This is a genomic window from Arenibacter arenosicollis (assembly GCF_014397245.1).
GTDB classification, from domain to species: domain Bacteria; phylum Bacteroidota; class Bacteroidia; order Flavobacteriales; family Flavobacteriaceae; genus Arenibacter; species Arenibacter arenosicollis.
In genome coordinates, this window is sequence record NZ_JACLHY010000004.1 from 119,873 (window position 1) to 131,437 (window position 11,565).

At 38.8% G+C, this 11,565-nt stretch carries 7 protein-coding genes; 4 read left to right on the top strand and 3 right to left on the bottom strand.

Annotation, left to right across the window (positions count from 1 at the left end; translation table 11 throughout):
- Positions 1-81 precede the first annotated feature (81 nt).
- Together H4O18_RS06435 and H4O18_RS06440 are read left to right on the top strand one after the other, a co-directional pair.
- Positions 82-6,165: an alpha-2-macroglobulin family protein gene (locus H4O18_RS06435; protein WP_187582591.1), complete on the top strand. Its 6,084-nt coding sequence runs from the start codon at positions 82-84 to the stop codon at positions 6,163-6,165.
- Between the two features lie 78 nt (positions 6,166-6,243).
- Positions 6,244-6,618 (top strand): DoxX family membrane protein, encoded by a 375-nt coding sequence (locus H4O18_RS06440; protein ID WP_187582593.1) that lies wholly within the window; start codon positions 6,244-6,246, stop codon positions 6,616-6,618.
- Between the two features lie 106 nt (positions 6,619-6,724).
- Here the strand turns inward: H4O18_RS06440 and H4O18_RS06445 are convergent, their stop codons facing one another.
- The 3 genes from H4O18_RS06445 to H4O18_RS06455 form a co-directional block, all read right to left on the bottom strand.
- The gene (locus H4O18_RS06445; RefSeq protein WP_187582595.1) at positions 6,725-7,252 is read right to left on the bottom strand and encodes a DUF4136 domain-containing protein; all 528 of its coding nucleotides are present in this window, start codon (positions 7,250-7,252) and stop codon (positions 6,725-6,727) included.
- A 171-nt stretch (positions 7,253-7,423) separates the two neighbouring features.
- Positions 7,424-8,425 carry a GTPase ObgE gene (obgE, locus tag H4O18_RS06450; RefSeq protein WP_187582597.1) on the bottom strand — a complete coding sequence of 334 codons (1,002 nt, stop codon included), beginning with the start codon at positions 8,423-8,425 and terminating at the stop codon, positions 7,424-7,426.
- 168 nt (positions 8,426-8,593) lie between these two features.
- A complete protein-coding gene (locus H4O18_RS06455; protein WP_187582599.1) occupies positions 8,594-9,709 on the bottom strand; it encodes an adenylate kinase in 1,116 nt (371 codons plus the stop codon).
- A 144-nt stretch (positions 9,710-9,853) separates the two neighbouring features.
- Between H4O18_RS06455 and H4O18_RS06460 the strand changes: the two genes are divergently transcribed.
- Positions 9,854-11,008 carry a 5-(carboxyamino)imidazole ribonucleotide synthase gene (locus H4O18_RS06460; protein WP_187582601.1) on the top strand — a complete coding sequence of 385 codons (1,155 nt, stop codon included), beginning with the start codon at positions 9,854-9,856 and terminating at the stop codon, positions 11,006-11,008.
- 15 nt (positions 11,009-11,023) lie between these two features.
- On the top strand, positions 11,024-11,518 hold the full coding sequence (gene purE / locus H4O18_RS06465) for a 5-(carboxyamino)imidazole ribonucleotide mutase (RefSeq protein WP_187582603.1): 495 nt from the start codon (positions 11,024-11,026) through the stop codon (positions 11,516-11,518).
- Positions 11,519-11,565 lie beyond the last annotated feature (47 nt).

Sequence of the window (11,565 nt, forward strand, 5' to 3'; positions counted from 1 at the left end):
GCTCCATTAAAAGGGCTGTTCACTCATTTACGCTTGCGATCTCTTGAAATATTGCCCAGTTTTGTTCTTTAAATTAATACCATGAAAAAGATAGCAACAATATTCACCATAATTCTATTCTCTCAAATGGGGCAATCCCAATCTACCAGCGATTCCTATACAGCGCTATGGGAAAGGGTACAAAAATTTGAAAAGGAGGCCTTGACAAAATCCGCCCTGAATATTGTAGCCTTAATTTCCAAAAAGGCCAAAAAAGAGCAGAATTCCGTTGAAATCATAAAATCTCTATTATACACCTCAAAATACGCTTTAACCTTGGAGGAAGATGCACAATTAAAAATAGTGCAGGATTTTAAATTGATAATAGCCCAAAGCCAGTTCCCTACCACCAATATTCTGGAAAGTTATTTGGCGAATTTATATTGGCAATATTTTCAACAAAATAGATATCAATTCTACGACCGTACAGAAACAAAGGAAAAAGTTGATAGTGTGGATTTCAGAACTTGGGATCTGACCACTATTTTCCATGAAATCAATATCCATTTTGGTGCTTCATTGCAAAATCCGTCAGAATTACAAAAGCTTAAAGTAGATGCATTCAAAGAAATCTTGGAAGAACAAAAAGGTTCGGAAATCTATCGCCCTACCCTATTTGATCTCCTAGCACATTCGGCATTGGATTTTTATAAGTCAGGAGAAAATAGTATTACAAGGCCTGCTGATAAATTTGAATTGGACGAGCCCGAAATACTATGTGAAGCGAAACAATTTGTTGAGCAGAAAATTAGCCTTATTGATGAAACTTCCCTGCAAGCCAAGGCCATAGTGGTATATCAGCAACTCTTGGATTTCCACTCACAAGACCCTTCAGGCGAGGCTTACGTGGATGTAGATATAGAGCGACTTAAATACATAAGGGAACATGCCGTATTCCAAAATAAGGACCAACAGTATCTGGAGGTTTTGCAAAATACCGCCGAAGCCTTAAAGAGCAATAAAAACTCGGCCCTATATCAATATGAAATTGCCATGTTGTACCGCGAATGGGGCAATAGCTACCGACCTAATATCAAAGATGAACACCGATGGAGGCAAAAAGAAGCCTTGGCAGTTTGCGAATCGGTTATAAACCAATTTCCAAATAGTAGGGGTGCAGAAAAATGCAAAGCTTTAAAATCGGAGATTCTTTCCAAAGACATTCAATTGACGGCGGAACGATATATTCCAACGAACAAGCCTTCGCGGATATTGGTAGACTATAAAAACCTGAACGCATTGGTTTTATCAGCTCGTAAGATATCCCAAAAGGAAATAAAACAGCTTAACGAGCTATATCCCGAGGATAAGAAATTAGCGTTTATTCAAAAACTAAAGGAAGTAAAAAAATGGGATGCCAAACTCATTGATGAAAATGATTATCAATCACATAAAATTGAAATCCTATTACCTGAATTGGCGAATGGGTCCTATATTATTTTAGGCATCCCAAATACCGATACACAAACAACTTTCTCTTACAGTCACATTCAAGTCTCCAATTTGGCATTAGTGGAAGCCAAAACCAATACGGATCATCACTTCCAAGTAATAGATCGAAACAACGGAAAACCTATATCAAGGGCTACCTTAAAATTTTCCTATCATCAAAACTACGAAAAACCTGAACTGACCAAGACTTTTATTTCCGATGAAAAAGGCATGGTCGTCCTCCCCCTTTCCAACGAGCGCTGGAACAATGTAGATATTCAGGTTAGCGCCAAAGATGAAGAGGCCTACTTTAAAGACTTTTATGTAAATGCAAAATATGAGGACGAAAGTGGTGACGCCAATTATTCCTGTTTTTTATTTACGGATAGAAGCATCTATAGGCCCGGACAACCCTTATATTTTAAGGGAATTGCCTTGAAGAAAAAAAATGCGGCCTCCTCTGTGCTTACCAACACCATAATAACCGCAAGCCTTCTTGATGTTAACCATCAAGAAGTTGCCAAACAAGAGTTCAAGACCAATGAATATGGTTCCTTTTCAGGAGAATTTATCCTGCCCAACAGTGGCCTTACTGGTAATTATACTCTAAAAATAGATTCTGAAGAAGTACTTATTAACGGTAGTACTTATTTCTCCGTTGAGGAATACAAGCGGCCTAAATTTAAAACCTCCTTGGAGCCCATTGAGGAGACTTACAAGGTTAATGACAGTATTTCCGTCCATGGCAAGGCTACGGCCTATTCAGGAAGCCTTATTACCGACGCCAGGGTGAGCTACACCGTACGCCGGGTAGTATATTATCCAAAATGGTATTATTGGCACCTACCCTATTTTGATGGCACAACTCAAGAAATTGCCCATGGTGAAACACTTACGGATGCCAATGGAAAATACACCATCAGTTTTATGGCGTTACCGGACCTAAGTATTGACAAAGAAAATTTACCCACCTTTAATTTTGAGGTCACAGCAGACGTAACTGACCTCAATGGGGAGACCCACAGTACAACTACTATGATCAATGTTGGATATCATGCGCTTACCGCCGATATCCATATTGCCGATCCGCTAAATAAGGACATTAAAAATCCTTTGATCACCATTGCTACCAACAACCTGAACGGGCAGTTTGTTCCAGCTCAGGGTACCCTGAAAATGTATAAATTACAAGCTCCCAGCAATGTGTTAAGACCAAGGCCTTGGGCAGCACCCGATTATGCTGGTTTTGGAAAGTCCAAATTCAAGGAACTTTATCCTCATGAGGCCTTTGGCAAGGAAGATAATGCCGCCTTTTGGGAAAAGGGAGAATTGGTGTGGGAGTCCAGTTTTGATACAGGAAAATCCACGGAAATTGGATTGGGCAATGTTAAAAAGTGGTTGTCAGGAAAATATGTTATAGAACTTGAAACAAAAGATAAATTTGGTCAACTGGTAAAGGATATAACACAAACTACCTTTTATAGTGATAATGATAAGAAGTTAGCCGACAATCAGCTTTTTCAAATCAAGACAGACAAAGACACCTATACTATAGGGGATAAAGTACAGCTTACGTTGCTTTCAAGTGCCGAGGAAATATCTATTTCTGTATTCATTGAAAAGGACCGCAAAGTTGTAGCAACCCATATAATTGAATTGCACAATAATTCCAAAACCATTGAAATTCCCGTTACTGCCGATGACTTGGGCGGATTTGCCATAAATTATAGCTACTCGGCATATAATTCTTTTCAAACGGGAAGTCTTTCCATAGCCGTCCCCTATCCCAGTTCTGATCTAAAAATAGAAACACTTACTTTTAGGGATAAGTTAATGCCCGGTACTGAAGAAACTTGGTCCTTTAAAATTAAAGGTCCCAAAGGAGATAAGGTAACGGCGGAGCTTTTGGCCAGTATGTACGATGCCTCATTGGATGCCTTTCAGGGGCATCATTGGAATTTTTCCCCCAATTATAGAGGGCAATATTACTCTAACAGGCATTTGAACGCCTATAATAGTTATGGGATTACCTCTTTTAACACCTATTTAAATTTTGGGAACGGTTTAACCTATGACCCTCAGTACTACGACTCCTTTGATTGGTTCGGCCTCCATTTTGGATACGGCTATGCCCGTAGGGAAAGAATGATGATGAAGAGCAATGCGCCAGGTGCGATAATGGAACTATCGGATAGCGCAGCCTTGGAAGAAACGGTAGTGGCCGAAATTGGAGCAGCAGCTCCAGAAAATAGAACGGACGGCCAACAGGTTCCGCAGGCCAACAAGGACGAAAAAGATGGATTTGATGATATTCAGATTCGAAAAAACCTTCAGGAAACTGCCTTATTCTTCCCTCAACTATTGACAGATCAAGATGGCAATGTGTCCTTCGGTTTTACTACGCCCGAGGCTTTGACTAAATGGAAGTTGCAGTTGTTGGCACATACCAAGACCTTGGAAAGTACTACCACTACCCTCGAAACTGTTACACAAAAAGAATTAATGGTTACCCCCAATGCACCCCGTTTTTTACGTGAGGGTGATAAAATAGTTATCAGTACCAAAATTGCGAATCTTACGGAAAAATCGCTTGATGGAATAGCTAGGTTGGAATTGGTGGATGTCATTACAGGAAAAGAGATTACCGAAGAATTATTGATTACTGACGTCTCGTCAAAAACACCTGAAACTGAAAATACATTTACCGTAGATGCCAAGGGGAATACCCAAGTGTCATGGCATTTGAAAATTCCCGAAGGAATTGAAGCAGTCCAGTATAAAGTAATGGCAAAAGCGGGCGATTTTAGTGATGGGGAACAAAACGTACTCCCGGTACTCACGAACCGAATGTTGGTTACCGAAACCTTGCCAATGTGGGTGCGCGGCAATGAAACAAGGACCTTTACCTTGGATAAACTTAAGAACACCAACTCAACCACCTTAAGACATCATCAACTTACTTTGGAGATAACTTCCAATCCGGCATGGTACGCGGTACAGGCCCTACCTTATTTAATGGAATATCCATATGATTGTAATGAACAAATATTCTCCAGATACTATGCCAACACCTTGGGAGGATACATTGCCAATTCCAATCCAAGAATACAAGAGGTTTTTAATCAATGGGCCAGCGGCGATGCGTTATTGAGCAATCTTGAAAAGAATCAAGAATTAAAATCGATCTTAATTCAGGAAACTCCATGGCTCCTTGATGCGCAATCAGAATCAGAACAAAAGAAACGTATAGCACTACTTTTCGATCTTAATAAATTGAAGAGCGACCAGGCCAATGCCTTTAATAAACTGGAACAGAATCAAATGTCATCCGGTGCCTGGGCATGGTTTAATGGTGGTCCGGAAAACCGATTTATCACACAGCACATTATCACCGGTTTAGGCCATCTGAATAAACTAACATCGACCAAAACAAGTGAAGGAAAATTAGGGTCCAATATAATCCGTAGCCCTAAAGAACAGCAAATGATAGCAAGAGCAGTTGCTTATTTAGATGAGGAATTTGTGCAGGAATACGAGCAAATGAAAAAATATGCCAGGAGCCTGAAAGATGATCATTTAAGCCCGACCCAGCTGCATTACTTATATATGCGCAGTTTTTTTAAAGACATTAAAACCTCCAAAAAGGTTGATGAAATTATGGATTACTACAAAACTCAGGCACAAAAATATTGGGTTAAGCGGGATTTATATTCAAAGGGACTTATTGCCTTATTTCTTTACAGGAATGACGATAAGGCGACGGCCAATAAAATAATCAAGTCCTTGGAAGAAAATAGTATTATCAGTGAGGAATTGGGCATGTATTGGAAAGAAAACACCAATTCCTGGTATTGGTACCAAGCACCTATAGAAACACAATCACTACTGATAGAAGCTTTTTCTGAAATTAAAAATGATGTTAAAACCGTAGATAACCTTAAAATATGGTTATTAAAGAACAAACAGACCGATCAATGGAAAACTACAAAGGCTACCACAGATGCCGTATATGCGCTACTAATACAAGGTAGTGATTGGCTATCCTTAACTGATGCTGTAGACGTAATGGTTGGGGGAGAAAAAATTGAACCTTCCAAACTGGAAAATGTAAAAGTGGAGGCTGGAACAGGATATTTTAAAACCTCTTGGGATAAAAACGAAATAAGTCCCATAATGGCCGACGTACAACTTATTAAAAAGGGCGATGGAATTGCTTGGGGAGCTTTGTACTGGCAATATTTTGAAGATTTGGATAAAATTACAAATGCAGAAACACCTTTGAAATTAAAAATGAAAGTGTTCCTAAAAAAGAACACGGATACAGGTGAGGTAATATCCGAAATTAATGATGAAACACATTTAAATGTAGGCGATTTGGTTCGTATAAGAATTGAATTAAGGGTTGATAGGCCAATGGAATTTGTACATATGAAAGATATGAGAGCTGCTGGACTGGAACCCATCAATGTGCTATCCAGCTATAAATGGCAAGACGGCCTTGGCTACTACGAAAGCACCAAAGACGCCAGTACCAATTTCTTTTTCGACTATTTACCAAAAGGGGGTTTTGTATTTGAATATGACCTAAGGGTTAACAATGCAGGTGATTTCAGTAATGGCATTACCACAATACAAAGTATGTATGCACCTGAATTTAGTAGCCATAGCGAGGGGGTACGAATATCGGTAGAATAGTAAAAAAACAAAAGATTAATAAAAAGGTATTGCTTTTTTTCATAAATTCATAAATAACTAACGTAAAATCAACGAATTATGAACTCTACCTTCTTTATTGCCTTGCGCTTTGTTTTCGGGCTTTTCCTAATAGTCTTCGGGGCGAATAAATTCTTACATTTTATGCCTGCTGGACAAATGTCCGAAGCGGCCATGAATTATTTTTCGGCTTTAATGAGCACTAACACCCTGTATGTGGTAGCTATAGTGGAAATTCTTTCCGGACTTTCCTTATTAACAAACAAATTTGGCGCGTTAATGATGATCATTCTGATGACCGTTTCAGTAAATGCATTATTGTTCAATGCATTTTTGGAACCAGGCTCTATTGGCCTAACTTTAGTCTTGCTTGTTCTAAATATTGTGATGCTATATGCTTACAAGGACAGATATAAAGAAATACTTAGACCATAATTTTATTTTACATTGTTCAAAATAAGAAGCGGGACCAATAATTGGTCCCGCTTCTTATTTATAATGTTGGAAAGATTTCTTACTCCACTTCCGGAGTAGTCTTACCTTATTTTCTACTTTTCGGCGGATATTTTTCAAAAGTTCTGATTACTAAGGCCCTTAATTTCTCCTCCCTTTCATTAGGAGAACTATTTTCCCTTAACGTACTTACCGTAATGGCCTGCCAAAATAGTTCATCCTTTTGACTATCCACGAAATCAAATTGAATTTCCCGTTCTACATTTGTGGCTCCAACCGGAATTCCTATGGTCATGCCTCCACCTACATTTCTTCCAGAACCGCCTAGTCCTACCCCAACGGTATTATTTCTTGGAGCCTGAAAAAACCTGCTCAAAATACCTATTAAAAATTCTGGCTCTTCAGATAACAAAAATCCTTTCCCTCGCATAGTGGAATCTATGGCCCTTAAAAGTCGTTTCGTATCCAATTCACTTAAACCGGTATCCATGTCCGGATAATAATTATAGGTGGTATATTTAGAAAAATCAGTTTCCCTATCGTAGTCATAATTTACTCTAATAGCACTACAAGAAACCAAAAAGATCAACAACAAGAATGGGATTATACTTTTCATTATTCCAATTTTTATAAGTGCCAGGTTAAGAAATTATGATTGGAATTTCTTAAATAGACTCTAAAATAGTGAAAATTATTATTGCCGTTTTTCAAGAAGGTAAGTATTCGTTAAAACGCAGGGCCATATCAAAATAGAGTTTGGGGAACTTTGCCCGTCAAATAAATAAAACTATTTATTCAACATTGCCCACAATCTGTCCTTAAGTTCTACCAATCCTATCTGGGCTACGGAAGAAATAAACATATAGGGAATATCGTTAAAATCCTTGTCCAGCTCAAGCCTCATTTCTGCAATTAGCTCCTCGTCCAACATATCCGTTTTAGAAATGGCGATCAATCGATCCTTGTCCAACAACTCCGGATTATACCTACGAAGCTCGTCCAACAAAATTTCGTATTCCTTAGAAATGTCCTTACTATCGGCCGGAATCAGGAATAACAAAGTGGAATTACGTTCTATATGCCTTAAAAAATAATGCCCCAGTCCCTTTCCTTCGGCTGCACCTTCAATAATTCCGGGAATATCAGCAATAACAAAACTTTTAAAATCCCTGTATTCCACAATTCCCAAATTGGGCTTTAGAGTAGTAAACTCATAATCCGCTATTTTAGGTTGGGCAGACGTAAGTACAGATAGAAGAGTGGATTTCCCCGCATTTGGAAAACCTACCAAGCCAACATCGGCCAATACTTTTAACTCTAAAATTAGGTCTAATTCCTGTCCACTAACACCAGGTTGAGCGTATCTGGGTGTCTGATTGGTCGCCGTTCTAAAGTGCCAGTTACCACGACCTCCCATGCCTCCTTCCAAAAGAATTCTTTCCTCGTTATCTTCGGTAATCTCCATCAACACCTCCTGGGTTTCAGCATCTTTAATAACGGTTCCCAAAGGCACTTCCAAATATACATCCTGACCATCGGCGCCGCTACTACGGTTCTTACTGCCATGCTCACCATGTCCAGCCCTAAAAGTTCTTGTAAATTTGAAACCCAATAGGGTCCATAAATTTTTATTGCCGCGGACAATAATGTGTCCACCACGACCGCCGTCACCGCCGTCTGGTCCACCTTTTGTTATAAACTTTTCCCTATGTAAATGCACAGAACCTTTTCCTCCTTTACCGGATTCCAAGTGCACTTTTACATAATCTACAAAATTTCCTTCAGTCATTTTTTTAGCTTATTTATCCGAGGTCCATCATAACCCGACCAACCCATTTATATAGTTCAACAAATTAAACCCATAAATCGTTAGTGGTGCATATTATTCAAACGCTTCCAAGCTTCCATTAATAAAATTGATCATTCAAGGGTCTAAATATTCCCTCTGAAGCCAATCTTAAATCGCCTGTAACTCTTCAATTACTTTTGCCAAGCGGCTAGTAATATCCTCAATAGAACCTATTCCGTTTACACTATGAAATTTCCCCTGATCATCATAGTAATCCTTTAAAGGTGCTGTTTTTTCGTTGTATTCATCAAAACGGTTACGAATCATTTTTTCGTCCTGATCATCTGTCCTACCGCTAATTTTACCACGCTCCAATAATCTTTGAATCAATACTTCATCATTGGCTTCCAAAGCAATAGTAGCGTCAATCATCATTTCCTTGGTCACTAAAAAATCATCCAATGCCTTGGCCTGCGCCGTTGTCCTTGGAAATCCGTCAAAGATAAAGCCACTGGCATCTGGATTTTTTTCCACCTCATCCTGCAACATTTTAATGGTAACCTCGTCCGGCACCAATTCTCCCTTGTCTATATACGATTTTGCCAATGTTCCCAGTTCCGTACCATTCTTAATATTATAACGAAAGACATCTCCGGTAGAAATATGCTTTAAATTATATTTTTCCTTTAAAAATGAAGCCTGAGTGCCCTTTCCTGCACCAGGTTTTCCAAACAAAACTAGGTTTATCATGTGCTTTTGGTTTAGTTGATATACTTCTCTTAAATTTCTTCCCAATTCATTATAATCCAATCCATAGCCCACTATAAATCTATCTTCGATTTTGATACCGAAATAGTCTATATCATACTCCCCATTATACACTTCTGATTTGTAAAACAAGGTGGCAATTTTAAATTCCTTCACCTTGGTGTTGGAAAATAAGTCGATTAATTTTTTAACGGTCCTACCGGTATCAATGATATCTTCCAAGATAATAACACTGCGGCCTTCTATATTTTCAGGAACGTCCAATAGCGATTCCACTATTCCCGTAGAAGTAAGTCCTTGATAAGAGCTTAAGCGTACAAAGGAAACCTCACAAGGGTGTGGATATGCTTTTAAAAAGTCAGAAACAAACATAAAGGCGCCGTTGAGGACTCCCACAAAAATGGGGGTTTCCTTTTTATAATCCACAGCAACCTGATCCGCAATCTTTTTAATTGCGGCCATAATTTCACCTTCACTTATAAAAGGCTTAAAATATTTGTCGTGTAGCTTAATCAAGGCTAATGTTTTTATAATAAATTTAAGATGCCAAATATAGCACTTTGATTTCTCTTTTTTAAAGGTCTAGGCTTAGTTTCTAAGATTTAGATGTATTTTTGTTCCTAATATACAATCTACTTTAATACAAGTGAATCATTTCCCATGAACTATTTTTCTTCTGATTTTAAGCTAGGAATACTAGGAGGCGGTCAATTAGGTAAAATGCTTTTATACGAAACGAGAAAATTTGACATCTATACAAAGGTAATGGACCCGTCAGATGAAGCCCCTTCCAAAATAGCCTGCAATGAGTTTTTTAAGGGCGACCTAATGGATTTTGATGCGGTTTACCGCTTTGGCAAAAAAGTAGATCTGTTGACCATAGAAATCGAGAACGTAAATCTGGATGCCTTGGAAAAATTGGAGGATGAAGGTTTAAAGGTATATCCGCCGACCCGTGCATTGCGCATTATTCAAAATAAAGCAAAACAAAAACTGTTTTATATAGACAACAATATTCCCACAGCAGATTTTCAGCGTTTTGCATATAAAAGTGAAATTGAGGATAGTATTGCCAATGGAGGTCTCAAATTTCCATTTATCTGGAAAGCTACACAATTTGGTTATGACGGACAAGGTGTAAAAGTAGTTCGTAAATTGGAGGATTTAAATGGTCTACCCTCTGGAGAATGCATCACCGAGGAAATGATAAATTTTAAAAATGAACTTGCCGTTATAGTTGCCCGCAGCCCTAGTGGGGAAGTAAAGACGTATCCCGTAGTGGAAATGGAATTTCACCCCGAAGCCAATCAGGTTGAATATGTACTGTGCCCTGCCAGAATAGACGCCAAGGTAGCGGAAAAAGCCCAGGAGATAGCGCTGCAACTATCCAATAAAATAAAGCATGTTGGACTTTTGGCCGTAGAAATGTTCCAGACCAAAGAGGATAAAATCTTGGTAAACGAAGTAGCTCCAAGGCCCCACAATAGTGGCCATTACAGTATTGAAGCCAGCTATACCAACCAATTTGAACAGCATATACGCGCTATTTTGGACCTTCCCTTGGGAAACACGGCCAGTAAAGTTGCTGGAATTATGGTGAATTTGGTTGGTGCCGAAGGGCACACTGGAAATGTAGTCTATGAAAATATGCAGGAGATATTGAAACTCAACGGAGTTACACCTCATATTTATGGCAAAAAGCAGACACGACCCTTCCGAAAAATGGGTCATGTAACCATCGTAAACAACGATATTAGTGAAGCTAGGAGAATAGCCGAGCAAGTAAAGAATACCATAAAAGTAATTAGCGAATAAGAAATTTTCAATGATATGAGTAAAGTAGCGATAGTCATGGGAAGTACCAGCGACCTCCCTGTAATGCAAGAAGCCATTGATATATTAAAAGGTTTTGATATTGAGGTAGATGTTGATATTGTATCGGCACACCGCACCCCGGAAAAATTATTCGATTTCAGTAAGAATGCCCATAAAAATGGGTACTCAGTAATCATAGCCGGTGCAGGTGGCGCGGCCCATTTACCGGGAATGGTGGCATCCATGTCCCCTTTACCTGTAATAGGTGTACCTGTAAAAAGCAGTAATTCCATTGATGGTTGGGACTCTATCCTATCAATTCTTCAAATGCCTGGCGGAGTTCCTGTGGCTACAGTAGCGTTGAATGGCGCGAAAAATGCCGGAATTCTGGCCGCCCAGATTATAGGAAGCTCCGACAAATGTGTTCTTGACAAAATTATCTTTTATAAAGAAGGTCTTAAACAAAAAGTAATCGACGGAGCTGAGGAAATGAAAAAAAGAAAAAATTAGTCAGTAGTAAGTTAGATACAGAAAAATTAGAATTCCAAATATAAAAA